This is a genomic window from Lentzea sp. NPDC058436 (genome assembly GCF_042721515.1).
Taxonomy (GTDB): Bacteria; Actinomycetota; Actinomycetes; order Mycobacteriales; family Pseudonocardiaceae; genus Lentzea.
The window spans coordinates 1-19378 of record NZ_JBHXLF010000025.1 but is presented as its reverse complement, the minus strand read 5'-3'; the positions used below and the strand labels follow the sequence as shown (position 1 = coordinate 19378).

At 69.2% G+C, this 19378-nt stretch carries 13 protein-coding genes; 7 read left to right on the top strand and 6 right to left on the bottom strand.

The genetic code is table 11. The features are described 5' to 3' along the window. Window positions 1-142: 142 nt before the first annotated feature. From glgP to ACFWN2_RS40990, 3 genes are all read right to left on the bottom strand, one after another. Window positions 143-2731, bottom strand: a complete 2589-nt coding sequence (gene glgP / locus ACFWN2_RS41000; protein ID WP_382435999.1) for an alpha-glucan family phosphorylase — start codon at window positions 2729-2731, stop codon at window positions 143-145. Window positions 2732-2835: 104 nt separating this feature from the next. Further along, a complete protein-coding gene (locus tag ACFWN2_RS40995; RefSeq protein ID WP_382435998.1) occupies window positions 2836-4116 on the bottom strand; it encodes a serine/threonine-protein kinase in 1281 nt (426 codons plus the stop codon). Between the two features lie 98 nt (window positions 4117-4214). After that, window positions 4215-5792, bottom strand: coding sequence for a protein kinase (locus tag ACFWN2_RS40990; RefSeq protein WP_382435997.1), 1578 nt, complete (start codon window positions 5790-5792; stop codon window positions 4215-4217). 242 nt (window positions 5793-6034) lie between these two features. Between ACFWN2_RS40990 and ACFWN2_RS40985 the strand changes: the two genes are divergently transcribed. The 5 genes from ACFWN2_RS40985 to ACFWN2_RS40965 all read left to right on the top strand — a co-directional run bounded on the left by ACFWN2_RS40985 (window position 6035) and on the right by ACFWN2_RS40965 (window position 14843). Next, the gene (locus tag ACFWN2_RS40985) at window positions 6035-8011 is read left to right on the top strand and encodes an alpha-1,4-glucan--maltose-1-phosphate maltosyltransferase (protein WP_382435996.1); all 1977 of its coding nucleotides are present in this window, start codon (window positions 6035-6037) and stop codon (window positions 8009-8011) included. 32 nt (window positions 8012-8043) lie between these two features. Further along, on the top strand, window positions 8044-9852 hold the full coding sequence (treS, locus tag ACFWN2_RS40980; protein WP_382435995.1) for a maltose alpha-D-glucosyltransferase: 1809 nt from the start codon (window positions 8044-8046) through the stop codon (window positions 9850-9852). Between the two features lie 8 nt (window positions 9853-9860). Then, window positions 9861-11171 carry an aminoglycoside phosphotransferase gene (locus ACFWN2_RS40975; protein ID WP_382435994.1) on the top strand — a complete coding sequence of 437 codons (1311 nt, stop codon included), beginning with the start codon at window positions 9861-9863 and terminating at the stop codon, window positions 11169-11171. Between the two features lie 3 nt (window positions 11172-11174). Then, a complete protein-coding gene (gene glgB, locus ACFWN2_RS40970) occupies window positions 11175-13349 on the top strand; it encodes a 1,4-alpha-glucan branching protein GlgB (RefSeq protein ID WP_382435992.1) in 2175 nt (724 codons plus the stop codon). 123 nt (window positions 13350-13472) lie between these two features. Next, window positions 13473-14843, top strand: coding sequence for a neutral zinc metallopeptidase (locus tag ACFWN2_RS40965; RefSeq protein ID WP_382435991.1), 1371 nt, complete (start codon window positions 13473-13475; stop codon window positions 14841-14843). 3 nt (window positions 14844-14846) lie between these two features. Here ACFWN2_RS40965 and ACFWN2_RS40960 read toward each other — a convergent pair whose 3' ends face one another. Genes ACFWN2_RS40960 through ACFWN2_RS40950 form a run of 3 tightly spaced genes read right to left on the bottom strand, consistent with a single transcriptional unit; the run spans window position 14847 to window position 16587 of the window. Beyond that, window positions 14847-15563 carry a hypothetical protein gene (locus ACFWN2_RS40960; protein WP_382435990.1) on the bottom strand — a complete coding sequence of 239 codons (717 nt, stop codon included), beginning with the start codon at window positions 15561-15563 and terminating at the stop codon, window positions 14847-14849. Beyond that, on the bottom strand, window positions 15560-16006 hold the full coding sequence (locus tag ACFWN2_RS40955; protein ID WP_382435989.1) for a DUF6114 domain-containing protein: 447 nt from the start codon (window positions 16004-16006) through the stop codon (window positions 15560-15562). Before ACFWN2_RS40955 ends, ACFWN2_RS40960 begins: the two co-directional genes overlap by 4 nt. Further along, window positions 15997-16587: a DUF6230 family protein gene (locus tag ACFWN2_RS40950; protein WP_382435987.1), complete on the bottom strand. Its 591-nt coding sequence runs from the start codon at window positions 16585-16587 to the stop codon at window positions 15997-15999. The genes ACFWN2_RS40955 and ACFWN2_RS40950 overlap by 10 nt, the downstream gene beginning before the upstream one ends. Window positions 16588-16768: 181 nt before the next feature. Between ACFWN2_RS40950 and ACFWN2_RS40945 the strand changes: the two genes are divergently transcribed. Further along, window positions 16769-18211, top strand: a complete 1443-nt coding sequence (locus ACFWN2_RS40945; protein ID WP_382435985.1) for a neutral zinc metallopeptidase — start codon at window positions 16769-16771, stop codon at window positions 18209-18211. A 33-nt stretch (window positions 18212-18244) separates the two neighbouring features. Then, window positions 18245-19051, top strand: a complete 807-nt coding sequence (locus ACFWN2_RS40940; protein ID WP_382435984.1) for a helix-turn-helix domain-containing GNAT family N-acetyltransferase — start codon at window positions 18245-18247, stop codon at window positions 19049-19051. Window positions 19052-19378 lie beyond the last annotated feature (327 nt).

Sequence of the window (19378 nt, the reverse complement as noted above, 5' to 3'; positions counted from 1 at the left end):
CGTTTGAGGGAAGGGCCTTGAGGACACAGGCGCAAGGCAGGTCACGAGCAGTGAACGGGCAACGAGGAAGACGAACGCATCAGGGCATCCAGCCCGCCGTTTGAAGACGAACTGGATGCCCTGGGTTGATCTCGTAAAGCGGTCAACTAGCGAGAACGACCCTGCCGAGTTCTGCGGGAGTCGCCAGAAGTCCGTGCCTGGGCAGCACGCGCACGGTGTAGCCGAGCGCACCGGCGTGCGGCAGCGGCACCTCCGCCTCGTAGTTGCCGTTGCCCGCGTAGCTCATGGGCGAGGACACGATGTCCTTCAGCTCGTCGGAGTCGTGCGACACCTTGCCCAGCACGACCTGGACGTCCACTTCGGACGGTTCCAGCCCCGCCAGCTCGACCCGCGCCCGCACGATGACCGGTGCGCCGAGCACCGGCACCGACGAGCCGCCGAGCACCAGGTCGCTGTCGAGCACCCGCACCCGCGTCCACGACGCGCGCAGCCGGTGCCGGTACGACGAGAGCTCCTTGGCGCCCCGGTAGCCCTCACCGACGACGGTCTGCGCGGACGCGGCGGCCGGCGCGTAGTACGTCTCCACGTACTCGCGGACCATGCGCGAGGCCTGCACGACCGGGCCGAGCGAGGCCAGGGTGTGCCGCACCATCGACATCCAGCGGGTCGGCACGCCGTCCTCGCCGCGGTCGTAGAACAGCGGCGCGACCTGCTGGCCGAGCAGCTCGTACAGCGCGTTGGCCTCCAGGTCGTCCCGGCGGACCGGGTCGTTGACGCCGTCCGCGGTCGGGATGGCCCAGCCGTTGGAGCCGTCGTACAGCTCGTCCCACCAACCGTCGCGAATGGACAGGTTGAGGCCGCCGTTGAGCGCCGCCTTCATGCCGGACGTGCCGCACGCTTCGAGGGGGCGCATCGGGTTGTTCAGCCACACATCGCAACCCCAGTACAGGTACCGGGCCATGGACATGTCGTAGTCCGGCAGGAACACGATCCGGTGCCGCACGCCCGCCTCGTCGGCGTAGCGCACGATCTGCTGGATCAGCGCCTTGCCGCCGTCGTCGGCCGGGTGCGACTTGCCCGCCACGACGAGCTGCACGGGCCGTTCGGGGTGCAGCAGCAGCGAACGCAGCCGCTCCGGGTCGCGCAGCATCAGCGTGAGGCGCTTGTACGTCGGCACGCGCCGTGCGAAGCCCACGGTCAGCACGTTCGGGTCGAACACGCCGTCGGTCCAGCCCAGCTCCAGCGCCGACGCGCCGCGCTGCAGCCACGACTCGCGCACGCGGCGGCGCACCTCGTCGACCAGGCGGCCGCGCAGGGTGCTCCTGAGCTCCCACAACCCGGCGTCGGTGACCGGCTCGAACGAGCCGATGCCGAACCCGGAGGTGGTCTGGGTGTCCGCTTCGGACGCTCCGAGGAGCTTGCTCATCTCGGTCGCGGCCCACGTCGGCCCGTGCACGCCGTTGGTGACCGAGCCGATCGGCACCTCGGTGGTGTCGAAGCCCGGCCAGAGGCCGCGGAACATGTCCCGGCTGACCTCACCGTGCAGTTTGGACACGCCGTTCGCGCGCTGGGCGAGCCGCAGGCCCATGTGGGCCATGTTGAACATGCCGGGGTTGTCCTCGGCGCCCAGCGCCAGGATGCGCTGGGTGTTCACGCCCGGCACCAGGTTCTCGGCACCGAAGTAGTGCTGGACCAGGTCGACGGGGAACCTGTCGATGCCGGCGGGCACGGGCGTGTGCGTCGTGAACACCGCACCGGCGCGTGAAGCCGTGAGCGCCTGGTCGAAGTCGAGGCCGTCGTTGGTGATGTACTCGCGGATCCGCTCAAGGCCGAGGAACCCGGCGTGGCCCTCGTTGGTGTGGAACACCTCGGGCTGCGCGTGGCCGGTGAGCTCGCAGAACGTCCGCACGGCGCGCACGCCGCCGATGCCCGCGAGGATCTCCTGGCGGATGCGGTGGTTCTGGTCGCCGCCGTAGAGCCTGTCCGTGACGCCGCGCAGGTCCTCGTCGTTCTGCTCCACGTCCGAGTCGAGCAGCAGCAGCGGGACGCGCCCGACCTGCGCCTTCCAGATCTTCGCGCGCAACATCCGGTCGCCCGGCATGGCCACGTGCACGAGCAGCGGCAGCCCGGACGGCTCGGTCAGCAGCTCCAGCGGCAGCCCGCGCGGGTCGAGCGCCGGGTAGTGCTCGATCTGCCAGCCGTCGAGCGACAGCGACTGCCGGAAGTACCCGGACCGGTAGAGCAGGCCGACCGCGATCAGCGGCACGCCGAGGTCGGACGCCGCCTTGAGGTGGTCACCCGCGAGGATGCCGAGGCCGCCCGAGTAGTTCGGCAGCGCCTCGTGCACGCCGAACTCCATCGAGAAGTACGCGACGCTCGTGGGCAGCGGCGTGTCGGGCGCACCGTGCTCGCGGCGCTGGGTGATCTCGTCCTGACGGCGCTGGTACCAGCGCGGCCCCTGCACGTACCGCTCCAGGTCACTCGCGAGCGCGTGGAGCTTGAGCAGGAACTGCTCGTCTCTCGCGAGGTGTTCCAGTTTCCCCGCGTCCACGACGGACAGCAGGCGCAACGGGTCGCCACCGACCTCGGACCAGACGCGGGGGTCGATCGAGGCGAACAGGTCCTGCGTGGGCGGATGCCACGTCCAGCGCAGGTTGGTGGCGAGCGTGCTCAACGCGGACAAGGGCTCCGGCAGGCTGGCTCGCACGGTGAACCGTCGAAGTGCTCGCATGACGAGCGAACTTACCTGCCACCCCTCAGGGGCTGACAACGTTCCCGGTCAGACCTGCAACGACTTGCAGAACCGGTCAAGACGGAGAGGGGCCGTGAGCAGGCTCAACCAGCCACTTCACGCGCGCTCGTGATGAGCAGCGCCCCGTCGCGGACCATCAGGTCGAGCCGGTGGCGCACGATCGACACGTCGTGTTCGGCCGCCCCCTCCTCGCGCAGCGTCAGGTCGATCTCGACGGCGAAGCGCTCGTCCTGCGCGGTGCTGCTGACCACGGGTTCACCGTAGATCGCGACGACCTCGTAGTGCTGCCAGTACCGGTCGTCGTCCCCCGAGGCCGGCCGGAACTCGGACGCCCAGTCCTCCCGCGCGGCGGCCGCGTCGTGGGGCAGCTTGGCGAAGTGCTGCTTGACGAAGGCGTCCACGTCGGTGGTGGTGGTGGGCGAGGCCTGCTGGCTCGTGCTCTGCTGGGTCGAGCCGGTGGCGACCCGGTCGCGGTTCAGCACGAGCGAGGTGGTCACGACGGCGGCGGCGAACACCACCGCGACGGCAGCGGCGACCAGGACCCCGGTCCGGCGGCCCCCGGTGCCGGTGAGCGCGGCGAGCTCTCCCGCGACCTCGGGGGCGGTCGGCCGGTCCGCGGGCTCGATCGCGAGCAGCCTGGTCAGCAGGGGTGTCAGTGCCCCGGACCGGGTGGGCGGCACGACCTGACCGGTCGAGATCTTGTAGAGCAGGCCGTAGTCGTTCTCGGTCCGCCCGAACGGCGGCTGCCCCTCGGTCATCGCGTAGAGCGTCGCCCCCAGCGAGAACATGTCCGCCGCGGGATCGGGTTCGGCGCCGCGGGCCAGCTCGGGCGCGAGGTAGGCGAGCGTGCCCGACAAAGCACCCGTCCGGGTGACCGACGCGTCGCCTGCCGACCGGGAGATCCCGAAGTCCGTGATCTTGACGGCGCCGTTGTCCCCGATCAGGACGTTGCCGGGCTTGATGTCCCGATGAACGATCCCCGCCTCGTGGGCGGCGACGAGAGCGGCCACGACCTGCGCGCCGATCCGCGCGGCTTCCTCGGGCGGCAACGGGCCCCGCTCCTTGAGCACCGCCGACAGGCTCCTGGACGGCAGGTACTCCATGACCAGGCACGGCCGGCCGTCCTCGACGACGACGTCGAAGACCCCGATGGCGTTCGGGTGGTGCAGCCGGGCGGCGGTCCTGCCCTCGCGCATCGCCCGCAGGCAGGCCTCCTCGACCTGCTTCGGCGGCACGTCGGGCAGCAGGAGCTGCTTGATCGCGACCTCGCGCTCCAGCAGCCCGTCGCGGGCCCGCCACACGACGCCCATCGCGCCGCTGCCGACGCGTTCGAGCAGTGCGTACCGATCGGCGACTGTCTGCACGGCTGCGCAGGCTACTGGTGGCGAGGGCGCCGCGGGGCGGTTCCCGAAGGTTTCGAAAACCGCGGGCCGCCCCACGCCAGGTCGTTCCCGGCGAACGCTCAGCCCCGCTGCTCGTTCGTGATCAACGGCTTGTCGCCCTTGCCCGAGATCTTGAGCGTGTGCTCCTCCACCGTCGCCTTGTTGGTCTCCTTGTCGGTCAGCTCCAGCGCGGTGGTGACGGTGAACGTGCCGTCCTCGCCGGCGTCGACCAGCGGGCCTTCCTTGATCGCGACCTTGGAGTACTTGCCCCAGAACTCCTTCTCGTCCGCCGAACTCGGCGCCCGGTCCGGGTCCCAGTCGCCGCGGGCCGCGTCGACGTTCGACGGCAGCTTCCCGTAGTGCGTCTTCACGAAGGAGGTGATCTGGGCCGGGGTGAGCTTGGTGGCCGGCGGCTTCGTCGTGGTCGTCGGGGCCGGCTTGGACGACGGCGTCTGCTTCTCGGTCGTCTGGGCAGGCGGTTTGCTGGTCGGCTTGTCGTAGGTCGGGTCAGGGGTCTCCGACGTGGTCTGCGGCGTGGAGCTGGGGCCGCCCGCGGTCGAGTTGTCGCCGTAGTTCGAGATGATCGCGTAGGCGACGCCGGAGACCAGGAGCACGCCGAGGATCGCGGCCGCGATGGCGAGGCCGCGGTTGTTCTTCTTCGGTTCGGGCTCTGGCTCGTAGTCGTCGTAGCCGTCGTCGTAGGTCGCGGGCAGCGGGGCCGGCGGGCGGGTGCGCGGCTGCGGCGGCATCGGGCGCTGGGTCTGCGTGCCGGGGCCCGACGCGCCCATCACGGCGGTGCCGGCGGGCGGGGTCATCGGGCGCGGCGGGATCACGCGGGTGGTGGGGACGGGCTGGCCGGCGGCGATCGCCTTCAGCTCCTCCGCGGCCTGGGCGGCGGTCGGGCGCTGCGACGGCTCGTTCGCGAGGAGCCTCGTCAGCAGGCCGGTGAGGGGGCCCGAGCGCATCGGCGGGCGGGTCTCGCCGCGCGCGACCTTGTAGAGCAGGCCGAGGTCGTTCGTGCTCTTGCCGAACGGCGGCTCGCCCTCGGTCATCGCGTAGATCGTCGCGCCGAGCGAGAACACGTCCGAGGGCGGCGCAGGCTCGGCGCCGCGGGCCAGTTCCGGCGCCAGGTACGCGGGGGTGCCCGCGAGCATGCCGGTCTTGGTCACGGCCACATCGCCCAAAGCGCGCGAAATGCCGAAGTCGGTGATCTTGACGGTGCCGTCGCGTCCAATGAGGACGTTGCCCGGCTTGATGTCGCGGTGGACGATGCCGGCGCTGTGGGCGGCGGCGAGCGCGCCTGCCGCCAGCGAGCCGATGCGCGCGGCCTCCATCGGCGGCATGGTGCCGCGGTCCGAGAGGATCGACGAGAGGTTGCGCGACGGCAAATACTCCATGACAAGACAGGGCTTGCCGTCCTCGACCACGACGTCGTACACGGCGATCGCGTTCGGGTGCTGCAAGCGCGCTGCGATGCGGCCCTCGCGCATGGCGCGCTGCACGGCCTCATGGAACTCGTTCGACTCGACGTCGTTGAGAAGCAGCTGCTTGACGGCCACGTCACGGTGCAGGAACTCGTCGCGCGCCCGCCACACGACACCCATCGCACCGGCGCCGAGTTGGTCGAGCAGGACGTAGCGACCTCCAAGCTTGTTCACGCGCGCACGGTACCCGTAGCGCGCGTGTAACACGGTGAGTTGTACGGGAAGAGTCCAATCAGACAGCCACCAAGCATTGAGAACGTGGACAAGAGACCCTGGACACGATCAGCCTCCGAGGTGTGCGATCGAGCCGGGCTGGGTACGGATCTGGGTGGGGTAACCCGCTGTCAGACGGCTTGATCGAGCAAGGCAGGATTCAACGCATTGACGTGGAGTTACACGGCGGAAGGGCGCTGCCGATGAGCGGACGACTCGGTATCGACGACGTATCCCCGGTGGTGTCGGCTGGTAGATATCCAGCCAAAGCCGTTGTGGGAGAACACATTCCGGTCTCAGCCACGGTGTGGCGCGAGGGGCACGACAAGCTCGCGGCCACCGTCACGTGGAGAGGACCGAACGACCGAGTCGCTCGCCAGACCCGCATGCACGAGGTCGGAACCGGCCTCGACAGGTGGGGCGCGACCGTGGTTCCGGACCAGGAAGGCGCCTGGACGTTCCGGATCGATGCGTGGAGTGACCCCTGGGGCACCTGGAATCACGCCGTTGAGGTGAAGATCGCGGCGGGACAGGGGCCCGGTGATCTCGCAAACGATCTTGAAATCGGTGCCGGGCTACTCGATCGGGTGGCAAGGCGACCCGATAGGCGACAAGAGCGAGCTTTGCTCACGTCCGCAGCGGAAGCGCTGCGCGACACGGACAGGCCGCTCGCCGAACGGGTCTCGCCGGCGCTGGCGGCCGACGTCCAGAAGATCATGTTCGAGCACCCGGTGCGCGAGCTGATCACCAAGGGCAAGACGCACAAGATCTGGTGCGACCGCAAGAAGGCGGCGTACGGCTCCTGGTACGAGTTCTTCCCGCGCAGCACCGGCGGGATCGACGAGACCGGCCAGTCGGTGCACGGCACGTTCGCCACGGCGACCAAGGAGCTCGACCGGGTCGCGGCGATGGGCTTCGACGTCGTCTACTTCCCGCCCATCCACCCGATCGGGCGAGTCAACCGCAAGGGCCCCAACAACACGCTCGTCGCGACGCCCGAGGACACGGGATCACCGTGGGCCATCGGCGCGGACGAGGGCGGGCACGACGCGATCCACCCGCAGCTCGGCACGATCGAGGACTTCGACGCGCTCGTCCAACGAGCGAACGAACTCGGGCTGGAGGTCGCGCTCGACTTCGCGCTGCAGTGCGCGCCTGACCACCCGTGGGTGCTCAAGCACCCGGAGTGGTTCACGCAGCTGCCCGACGGCACGATCGCGTACGCCGAGAACCCGCCCAAGAAGTACCAGGACATCTACCCGATCAACTTCGACCTCGACCCGCAGGGCCTGTACCACGAGGTGCTGCGCGTGGTCCTCTTCTGGGCCGAGCACGGGGTGCGGATCTTCCGGGTCGACAACCCCCACACCAAGCCGCCGGACTTCTGGCAGTGGCTGATCTGGAAGGTGAAGGAGGTCTACCCGGACACGCTGTTCCTGGCGGAGGCCTTCACCCGCCCTGCCCGCCTCTACGGCCTGGCGAAGCTCGGCTTCACCCAGTCCTACACGTACTTCACGTGGCGGACGGGCAAGCCGGAGCTGATCGAGTTCGGCGAGGACGTCCGCGACCACTGGGACGAGGCGCGGCCGAACCTGTTCGTGAACACGCCGGACATCCTGCACGAGTCGCTGCAGCACGGCGGTCCCGCGATGTTCGGGCTCCGCGCGGCACTCGCGGCCACGCTCTCCCCCACTTGGGGCGTGTACAGCGGCTACGAGCTGTTCGAGTACGAGGCCGTGAAGCCGGGCAGCGAGGAGTACCTCAACTCCGAGAAGTACCAGCTGCGGCCACGCGACTACGCCCGCGCACTGGCGGACGGCCGCAGCCTCGAACCGTGGCTGCGCAAGCTCAACCACATCCGCAAGGCGCACCCGGCGCTGCAGCAGATGCGCACGCTGAGGTTCCAGAACGTCGAGAACGACGCGCTGGTCGCCTTCTCCAAGCGCGATCCGGAGACGGGCGACACGGTCGTGGTCGTCGTCAGCCTCGACCCGCACAACGCGCAGGAGGGGACGCTGTACCTCGACCTGCCGGAGCTCGGGTTCGACTGGCACGAGCGCGTCATCGCGCACGACGAGGTCACCGGCGAGACGTGGGACTGGGGCCAGGCGAACTACATCCGCCTCGAACCGTGGCGTGCCACCGCGCACGTGGTGAGCCTCCAGCGACGTTTCAGCTGATCAACCGAACAACCCCCGACGAGGTGGGAACAATGGCCGACGACTCCCGTCCCGACGCTGCGCTCGGGTTGGAGGGTGTTCCGCACACCGGAGAGGCCGTCAACGACGACGGCATGCTGGTCGAACCGCAGGCTGAGGACTTCAAGTCCGCCAAGCCGGCCTCCGCGAACCCGGACTGGTTCAAGGGCGCCGTCTTCTACGAGGTGCTGGTCCGCGCCTTCAGCGACTCCAACGGAGACGGCACGGGCGACCTGCGCGGGCTCGCCTCGCGCCTCGACTACCTCGAATGGCTCGGCGTCGACTGCCTGTGGCTGCCGCCGTTCTACGCGTCGCCGCTGCGCGACGGCGGGTACGACATCAGCGACTTCCGCGCGGTGCTGCCGGAGTTCGGCACCGTCGAGGACTTCGTGTACCTCCTGGACGAGGCGCACCGGCGCGGGATCCGGGTGATCACCGACCTGGTGCTCAACCACACCTCGGACGCGCACCCGTGGTTCCAGGAGTCGCGGCAGGACCCGACGGGTCCGTACGGCGACTACTACGTGTGGAGCGACGACGATTCGCGCTACAGCGACGCGCGGATCATCTTCGTGGACACGGAGTCGTCGAACTGGACGTACGACCCGGTGCGCGGGCAGTTCTTCTGGCACCGCTTCTTCAGCCACCAGCCGGACCTCAACTTCGAGAACCCGGACGTGCAGGAGGCGATGCTCGACACGCTGCGCTTCTGGCTCGACCTCGGCATCGACGGGTTCCGGCTCGACGCCGTGCCGTACCTCTTCGAAGAGGAGGGCACGAACTGCGAGAACCTCCCGCGCACGCACGAGTTCCTCAAGAAGTGCCGCAAGGTCGTCGACGACGAGTTCCCCGGCAGGGTGCTGCTCGCCGAGGCGAACCAGTGGCCGTCGGACGTCGTCGAGTACTTCGGTGACCCGGAGGTCGGCGGCGACGAGTGCCACATGGCGTTCCACTTCCCGCTGATGCCGCGGATCTTCATGGCGGTGCGGCGGGAGTCGCGGTTCCCGATCTCGGAGATCCTGGCGCAGACGCCGGCGATCCCGGAGAACGCCCAGTGGGGCATCTTCCTGCGCAACCACGACGAGCTCACGCTTGAGATGGTCAGCGACGAAGAGCGCGACTACATGTACTCCGAGTACGCGAAAGACCCGCGGATGAAGGCGAACATCGGCATCCGCCGACGGCTCGCCCCGCTGCTGGAGAACGACCGCAACCAGCACGAACTGTTCACCGCGCTGCTGCTGTCGCTGCCCGGCTCGCCCGTTCTCTACTACGGCGACGAGATCGGCATGGGCGACAACATCTGGCTGCAGGACCGCGACGCCGTGCGCACCCCGATGCAGTGGACGCCGGACCGCAACGCGGGCTTCTCCAGCTGCGACCCCGGCCGGATCTACCTGCCGGTGATCATGGACCCGGTCTACGGCTACCAGGGCCTGAACGTCGAGGCACAGCTCAACAGCTCGACGTCGCTGCTCAACTGGACGCGGCACATGATCGAGGTGCGCAAGCAGCACCACGCGTTCGCCGAGGGCGACTTCACCGAGCTCGGCGGCTCCAACCCGAGCGTGCTCGCCTACAAGCGGCAGTGGAAGCGCCCGGACGGCCGCGAGGACATCGTGCTCTGCGTGAACAACCTGTCGCGCTTCCCGCAACCCGTCGAGCTGGACCTCTCCGAGCACCGCGACCACACGCCGGTGGAGCTCACCGGAGGTGTCAAATTCCCCGCGATCGGGGAACTCCCGTACCTGCTGACCCTTCCGGGTCACGGTTTCTACTGGTTCCAGCTGGTAGAGGCGGGCGACGATGGCGAGATGAGGTGAATCGAGGCGTGACCGATCCCCACGAGCTCGTCGAGAAGCTCGTCGCCTCACTGCCCGACCTGCTCCCGAACGCACGGTGGTTCGGCGGCAAGGACAAGCCGATCACGGCCGTCCGTCCACTGAGGACGACGGTGGTGGACGGCGATCTGGTGCACCTGGTGTTCGAGGTCGAACAACCGGGCCGCACCGAGAACTACCAGGGCGCGCTGAGCCTGAGCACCGGCGCGTGGGACGTGCTGCTCGACCCCGAGCACAACGGCGTCCTGCTCGACCGGATCGCCACCGGGCACGAGGTCGACGGCATCACGTTCGCGCACGAGCCCGGCACGGACCTGCGTTCCGGCCTGCGCGGACGGCCGATCGGCGTCGAGCAGTCCAACACGTCCCTGATCTACGGCCAGCAGTACATCCTCAAGATCTTCCGCAAGCTCGCCAACGGCGAGAACCGGGATCTGACGATGCACCGCGCGTTGCGGTCGGTGGGCTGCGAGCACATCGCGCAGCCGCTGGGCGCGATCTCGACCGTGCTGAACGGCGAGCAGGTCACCCTCGCGATGCTGCAGGAGTTCCTGCCGGACGCGGTCGAGGGCTGGGACATGGCCAAGACCTCGGTCCGCGACCTGATGGCCGAGGCCGACCTGCACGCGTTCGAGGTGGGCGGCGACTTCGCCGGTGAGGCGCAACGGCTCGGCCACGCCGTCGCGAAGGTGCACGCCGACCTCGCGGAGGCGCTGGGCACGCAGATCGCCGACGACGACGCGATCTCGCGCGCCATCGAGGGCATGCAACGCCGTCTGGGCGTCGTGCTGGAGGCGGTGCCGGAGCTCGCTCGCTACGAGGAGCCGCTGCGCGCAGCGTTCGAGGAGGCGCGTCAGCACGTCGGCGCGCTCCCGATCCAGCACATCCACGGCGACCTGCACCTCGGGCAGGTCCTGCGGACCGTGCACGGCTGGCTGCTGATCGACTTCGAGGGCGAGCCGGCGGCCAGCGTCGAGGACCGGCTGGCACTGCGGTCGCCGTTGCGCGACGTGGCGGGGATGCTGAGGTCGTTCGACTACGCGGCACGGCAGCTCCTCGTCGGCCAGCCCGACGACGACCAGCTCGCCTACCGCGCGATGGAGTGGACGAAGCGCAACAGGGCCGCGTTCTGCGACGGTTACGCCGAGGTGGCGGCCGACCCGCGGGACAACGTGCCGCTGATGCGCGCGTTCGAGCTGGACAAGGCGGTCTACGAGGTCGCTTACGAGCACGCCAACAGGCCGGAGTGGTTGACGGTTCCCCTGTCGTCGATCGCCCGGATGACCAGCGGAGGAGAGTAGACCGTGAAGGCCGACCTGGACCGGCTCCTGTCAGGTGCGCACCACGACCCGCACTCGGTGCTGGGTGTGCACACCGTCGGCGACCAGGTGATCGCGCGGGCCCTGCGCCCCGGCGCGACGTCGGTCGCCATCTCGTGGGGTGACAAGCAGGTCGAGCTGCCACGCATCGCGGACGCGCTGTTCGAGGGCGAGCTGCCCGAGGCGCCCGGCGACTACCGGCTGCTGGTGACCTACGGCGACCACACGGTCGAGGTCGACGACCCGTACCGCTGGCTGCCGACCGTCGGCGAGCTGGACCTGCACCTGATCGGCGAGGGCCGGCACGAACGCCTGTGGGACGTGCTGGGCGCGCACGTCCGTTGCTACGAGACGCTTGCCGGTGACATCACCGGTGTCTCGTTCGCGGTGTGGGCGCCGAACGCGCGCGGTGTGCGCGTGACCGGTGACTTCGACGGCTGGGACGGGCGCGCGAACCCGTTGCGCTCCATGGGTTCCAGCGGTGTCTGGGAGGTCTTCCTGCCCAACGTCGTGGTGGGGTCGCGGTACAAGTTCCGCATCCTCGGCCAGGACGGCGTGTGGCACGAGAAGGCCGACCCGATGGCGTTCGCCACGGAGGTGCCCCCGCAGACGGCCTCGGTCGTCACGCGCAGCGAGTACCAGTGGCAGGACGCCGAGTGGGAGGCCCGGCGCGAGGCCACGAACTGGGCGAACGCGCCGATGTCGATCTACGAGGTGCACCTCGGCTCGTGGAAGCCGGGTCTGAGCTACCGGGAGCTCGCGACCGAGCTCGCGGACTACTGCGAGGACATGGGCTTCACGCACGTCGAGATGCTGCCGGTGTCCGAGCACCCGTTCGGCGGTTCGTGGGGCTACCAGGTCACGTCGTACTACGCGCCGACGTCCCGTTTCGGCACCCCGGACGACTTCCGGTACTTCGTCGACATGCTGCACCAGCGCGGTATCGGCGTGCTGGTCGACTGGGTGCCGGCGCACTTCCCGAAGGACGCCTGGGCGCTCGCGAAGTTCGACGGCACGCCGTTGTACGAGCACGCCGACCCGCGCCGCGGTGAGCAGCTCGACTGGGGCACGTACGTCTTCGACTTCGGGCGCAACGAGGTCCGCAACTTCCTGGTGGCGAACGCGCTGTACTGGATCGAGGAGTTCCACCTCGACGGACTGCGCGTGGACGCCGTCGCGTCGATGCTCTACCTCGACTACTCGCGGCCTGCGGACCAGTGGCTGCCCAACGAGTTCGGCGGCAGGGAGAACCTCGACGCGGTGCGGTTCCTGCAGGAGCTGAACGCGACCGTCTACAAGCGGCACCCCGGCGTGGTCATGATCGCCGAGGAGTCGACGGCGTGGCCGGGCGTCACGCGGCCGACGCACCTGGGCGGGCTCGGGTTCGGCTTCAAGTGGAACATGGGCTGGATGCACGACACGCTGCACTACCTGTCGCGTGAGCCGGTGCACCGCTCGTTCCACCACAACGAGATGACGTTCTCGCTGGTCTACGCGTGGAGTGAGAACTTCGTGCTGCCGCTCTCGCACGACGAGGTGGTGCACGGCAAGGGTTCGCTGTGGACGCGGATGCCCGGCGACGACTGGAACAAGGCCGCGGGTGTGCGGTCGCTGCTGGCGTTCATGTGGGCGCATCCCGGCAAGCAGCTGCTGTTCATGGGCGGCGAGTTCGGGCAGCGGCAGGAGTGGTCGGAGTCGCGGTCGCTCGACTGGCACCTGGTCGAGCAGGAGTCGCTGCACCAAGGCATCCAGTCGCTGACGCGCGACCTGAACTCGGTCTACAAGCAGGCGGCGGCGCTGTTCAGCCACGACGTCACGCCCGAGGGCTTCCAGTGGATCGACGCGAACGACTCCGGCGGCAACGTCCTGTCGTTCCTGCGGGTCGGTGAGGACGGCTCGACGCTCGCCTGCGTGGCGAACTTCTCCGGGTCGCCGCACCACGACTACCGGGTGGGACTGCCGTCGGCAGGGCGCTGGAAGGAGCTCGTGAACACCGACGCCGCGCACTACGGCGGTTCGGGCGTGGGCAACTTCGGTGGCGTCGAGACCGAGGCGAAGCCGTGGCACGGGCGTCCGCACTCGGCGATCCTGCAGCTGCCGCCGTCCGGTGTGCTGTGGCTCGTTCCGGAGGTCCCCGGCGTGCTGGGCGAGGCCGACTGACGCGTCGCGGTGGGCTGACCCGGTCAGGTGAACCTGATCAGTCCACCGCACGTTGCCCCTTGTATGCGCCTGACTTGGACGAGAAGGACGCCCCCCGAGCCGGACGGCAGGCACAATGGGTTCATGCGGCACCGGAGCATCGCGCTGATCGTCGCCACCGCCCTGCTCGCGGTGGGTTGCACCGCTGAGATCCCTGGGCAGCCCCGCGCCGCCAAGGTGGTGAAGAAGGAGGCGTCCGGCCCCACCATCCAGGTGCGGGGCTCGGACAACGGCGCCATCGACAAGCTGGCCGCCACCGCTCTGACGGACATCGAGGAGTTCTGGACCGACTCGTTCCAGAGCACCTTCAACAAGCCGTGGAAGCCGCTGAGCGGCGGTTACTTCTCGGTCGACACCGCGGACTCCACCGCGAAGCCGCCGCCGTGCACGCAGAAGGCCGCGGACGTGGAGGGCAACGCGTTCTACTGCCCGGCCGCCGACGCGATCGCGTGGGACAGGGCGTCGCTGCTGCCGGTGCTGCAGGACCGCTTCGGCGAGGCGGCCGTGGTCGTGGTGCTCGCGCACGAGATCGGCCACGCGGTGCAGAACCGCATGGGCATCACGCCCGAGGCCGAGCGCCGTGAGCCGGACAAGTACCCCACGATCCTCACCGAGGCGCAGGCCGACTGCTTCGCCGGCGCGTTCGTCCGCAACGTGACGGACGGCAAGTCGCCGCGCCTCGACATCAACGCGGACGCCCTGGACAAGGCGCTGGGCGCGCTGATCACGTTCCGCGACCCGGTCGGCACGTCGCCGGAGGACGAGCAGGCGCACGGCAGCGCGTTCGACCGCGTGGCGGCGTTCCAGGACGGCTACGAGCAGGGCACGAAGTTCTGCGCGCAGATGTCGGTGCAGAACCGCCAGTTCACGCAGCGCGCGTTCACGAGCACCACGGACCGCGCGAACGGCGGCAACCTGCCGTTCGACGACATGCTCGAAGCCGTGACGCCGGACCTCGACGGCTTCTTCAAGGACCTGGCGACGAAGTCGGGCAAGACCTGGCCCACGCCGCGCGCCGAGGCCACCCAGACCGAGCCGGACTGCTCCGGTGACCAGGGCCCTGTCGCCTACTGCCCGTCGGACAAGACGATCAAGATCGACACGAAGGACGAGCTGCCGGACCTGCACAAGAAGTACGGCGACTACGCGACGGGCACGCTGATCGCGTCCCGTTACGCCATCGCCGAGCTCGCGGTGCTGGGCAAGCCGACCGAGGGCGAGAAGGCGTCCGAGGCGGCGCTGTGCCTGGCCGGCGCGTACACGGGCGCGGTGTTCCAGCGGCAGGACGGGTTCGGGCTCTCGCCGGGCGACTTCGACGAGGCCGTGACCATCCTGCTGCAGTTCGACTACGCGGCCCGCGACGCGAAGGGCGGCAACCCGGTGGATCCGGGCTTCCAGCGCGTGGCGCGGTTCCGCGAGGGCGTGTTCGAGGGCGCGAAGAAGTGCGGCGTCTGAGGTTCAGCGTCTGGCCGTCGGTGCCTGGTCGGACACCACGGAGATGCGCGCGCCCGGAATCGTGAGCGTGCCGCCCCTGAGATCCGTGTTGCGCACCGTGACCTCGGTGAACGTCGCGAACGGCACGGTCAGCGGCGGCGGGTGGGCCGCGGTGTAGTCGACCGGGATCTTGATGCCGAGCAGGTCGAGGTTCCCCTTGAGCTGGATCGTGTACAGCTCGATGCGGCCCGAAGACACCGTGGACGTGCTGCCCGGCCGTGCCGCTGTGACCAGCTTGGTGCCCGGTGAGACCTCGCCGGTCTGCACGAGGTCCCTGACCTTCATGTCCGTCGCGGTGAACTTCAGGACCTTGACGACCTGCCCGTTCAGCACCACGTCGACGATCCCGGCGTAGTTGAGGCCGCCCAGGTCGAGCCGCGACGCCGTCAGCGTCCACTCGCGCCCTCCACCCGTCACCGGGGCAGGGGCCGGTGGCGGGGGCGCCGACGTCGAGGGTTCCGTGCGCGGCGGCGGGACGGACACGGACGACGACGGCGGTGGAGTGGCACTGGTGCTCGACGCGGGCGGTGGCTCTGAGGTGGTGCTGGTCGGGACCGACGAACTGCTGCCGGGGGCGGACGACGGCGGCGGCTCGGTGCTCGACGGCTCGGTCCTCGACGGTGGTTGCAGCGCCAGCACCGCGACCACCGCCGCGGCCGCCAGCGGATGTGCTCGCATCATGTGGGCTGAACCCTCTGGGTCGGCTCAGGCTCCTCCGCCGCCTTCGGTTCCTGCGGCTTCTTGGGTTCCTTCGGCTTCTTGGGTTCGTCCGTCCACGCCACGGCGAGGGCGCCGCCGAGCAGGCTCAGGACCGTGCCGGCGAGGAAGCCGCCGAGGTTGGTCACGACGAGCGCGACCAGCGACAGCAGCACCGTGACGAGGCCGGCCGCGAGCCGGAACTTGGGCTGCACCCACAGCGACACCGCGCAGATCGCCAGCAACGCGCCGATCAGCAGCGCGGACGTGCCGCCGATCGTCTTGATCGAGATGACCATGTCGCCGAGCTTCACGCCGACGAACGGCGGGAACAGGATGATGAGCGCGCCCGCCGCCACGAAGAGACCGGCCCAGAAGGGCCGGCCACGTCGCCACGCGGTGAAGCCGCGCCAGATCGTCAGAAGCACTCTTGCTTCCCCTGGCGGATCGTGAGGTTCATGCCCTTGAACCTGATGGTCTGGGCCGTGGTGGCCCAGGCGGTCTGCTGCAGCGAGGTGATGTTCGCCGTGTCGGCCTGCAGACCGAACGAGCCCGGCAGGCCCCGCAGGTTCTCCGGTCCCTTGGTGACCTTGTTGGCGTCGATGCCGATCTCGGGGTTGCCGAGGACGAGGTCACCGTTGAGGTCGGTGAGGTTGACGACCAGGTTGTCGGCCGACATGCCGCCCACGCTGTCCGCGGTGATGCGCATCGTGATGTCACCGACGATCGGCATGTTGGCGACGAACACCGACTGGCAGAACTTGTCGAGCCTCGCCGTCTTGAACCCGCTGACCGCGACGACGTGGGTCTTGCCCGCTCCCGCGTCCACCCCGCCGAACTGGACGAACCCCTGACCCACCAGGTTGTCGGCGGACACCTTGAAGTTGGTGCCGGACACCGCGAACGAGGCGGCCAGCGCTCCCTGGGACATGCCGAAGAGGAGGGCACCCGCGCCTACCGCGCCGATGCCGAGCACCCCGACGAACCGTGCCCAGCGCGTTCTACCCATACCCCCGGACTCCTTCCACGCTGAAGGCTTTCGTGAGAGCGACTTTGGGCCCGAAACATCGGTGGGACAACGAAAACGAGTCCGTGCAGTCTTGAAATCACCCCAGGGAGTGAGGAGGTTTCACGTTCGGCCCTGGCACTTGCTGCACGTGGCCGAACGCCGCTTAGTAGGGTCTGACCTCATGGGATTCGGACGAATCGCCGTCGCGCTGGCCGTGACCGCAACTCTGACCGCGTGCGCATCCGTGGTCGAGGGCGCCCCGAAGGGCGAGCGGCCCGACCCCACGAAGGTCGCGGGCCTCGAAATCTCCAACGGCCCGTCCGGCCCGAAGCAGGGCGTGCCCGACGCGGACCTGAGCGTGGAGAACGGCGACGGCGGCGAGATGGACCGCCTGGCGATCAACACGCTCGCCGACGTCCAGGAGTTCTGGAAGGCCGAGATCCCGAACTCGTTCCCCGGCAAGACCTTCGAGCCGGTGAAGCGCTTCCTGTCCTACGACTCCAACGGCAAGGGCGTCGAGGTCTGCAAGCTCAACACCACCGGCATCGCCAACGCGTTCTACTGCGCGCTGGACGACAGCATCACGTGGGACCGGGGCGAGCTCCTCCCGATGCTCCAGGACTCGTTCGGCCCGATGGCCGTCGTGACGGTGCTGGCGCACGAGATGGGCCACGCCGTCCAGTACAAGCTCGGCCCTGCCTCGGGCATCGGCGCCAACACGTCGTCGATCGTCAAAGAACAGCAGGCCGACTGCTACACCGGCGTCTTCATGCGCTGGGTCGCCGAGAACAAGGCGAAGCACTTCGAGCTCTCCACCGGTGAGGGCCTCAACCAGGTGCTGCAGACGATGTTCTTCATCCGCGACAGCGCCGGCACGTCGTTCGAGAAGCAGGGCGCCCACGGCAGCGCGTTCGACCGCGTCTCGGCCTTCCAGTTCGGCTTCGTCCGCGGCGCGGCCCGCTGCGCGGAGATCAACGAGGCGGAGATCAACAAGCGCATCACCGAACGCCCCTTCGACATCACCGACACCGACCAGGGCCAGGGCCGCGGCAACGTCAAGGTCGACGACGAGAGGTACCTCAGGGCCCTGGAGGAGTCGCTCCGAGACGCGTACAAGTCGAGCGGCGCCGTCTTCCCGGCCTTCGACAGGTCGGGCATCAAGTCCTGCGCCGACGCCCAGACCACGTCCCCGGCCTCCTACTGCCCGGCGGTCAACCAGGTCCAGCTGGACCTCCCGCAGCTGCTCAAGATCGGCACACCCCCGAAGAAGGGCGCGAAGGGCGGCATCGGCGACTTCGCGGCGTTCGCCGTCATCGCCTCCCGCTTCTCGCTGTCCATCCAGCACGCCACGGGCTTCAAGCTCGACGACGACGCGGCAGGCCAGCGCACCGCCTGCCTCACCGGAGCCTGGGCGGGCCTCACCAACCGCCCCGACGCGGCAGCGAACCTGAAACTCTCCCCCGGCGACCTCGACGAGGCGGTGGCCGAACTCCTGGCGGACGACAGCCTCATCGCCGCAGACGTGAACGGCAAAGCGGTCCCCTCCGGCTTCGCCCGCGTGGAAGCGTTCGGCGACGGCTTCTTCCGAGGCCTCTCGTTCTGCGTGAAGAAGTACTCGGTTTGATAAATCGATCGACCGCGATCGATACTCGGGAACGTGCTCACCGATGAAGCCACGACCTACGCCTCGTGGTTCGCGACGCTGTCCGACCCGACCAGGGTCCGCCTGCTCCACCACGTGGCCTCGGCACCAGCCCCGGTCACCGTGGGCGAACTGACGACCCTGCTCGGCGTGAGCCAGTCCACCTGCTCACACCACGTCCGCAAACTGGCGGAGGTCGGCTTCCTCCACGTCCAGAAAGAGGGCACCACCACCCTCGTCACGATCAACCCGGCCTGCTGCACAGGCCTCCCCCACGCGGCGGACGCGGTCATGGGCGCCCTCTCCACAGGCACCCTCCGCCCCTCAGCGGGCGTGACGATGCGAGCGATGACCGCAGCGGACTGGCCGGACGTCCGCCGCATCTACGGCGAGGGCATAGCCTCAGGCAACGCGACCTTCGAGACGGAGGTCCCGTCCCGCAGAACCCTGGAGTCGAAGTGGCTGCCGGACCACCGCTGGATCGCCGAGGTGGACGGCTCCGTGGCGGGCTGGGCAGCAGCCACCCCGGTCTCGGCCCGCGAGTGCTACGCGGGCGTGGCGGAGACGTCGATCTACGTGGCCGACGCGTCCCAGGGCAGGGGCGTGGGCAAAACCCTGCTGCACCACCAGGTGGCGGCGGCGGACGCCGACGGCCTGTGGACCCTGCAGGCGGTCATCTTCCCGGAGAACCGGGCCAGCATCGCCCTGCACCACAAGGCGGGGTTCCGCACGGTGGGGCTGCGGGAGCGAATCGCGCAGCACCACGGCGAGTGGCGGGATACCGTCCTATTGGAACGACGGCGGGCAGCGAACGAGGCCTGATGGCCGCGAGGCGGGGCAACGCGCGGCAGGGGTGGAGCAATGCGGGGCTGGACAAGGCGAGGCTCGGGGGCTTGCGGGGCCGAGGCGAGGCGGCACGCGGCCTGGGAGGGGCTGGCTTGGCTGGCGATGTCGGGCACGCCTGATCGCCCGCGAAGCCGAAGGCGAGCCGGATGACAGGTGCGAAGCCGAAGGCGAGCCGAATGATTGCCGCGACGCCGCAGGCGAGCCGTCTTTAGCAAAGAGGAACCGGCGGTGGGGTCCCATCACGAGTCGCGCCATAGCTCTTGCTGCATGTGAGTAGGGGTGTCAACTCGACACGCTTTTCGT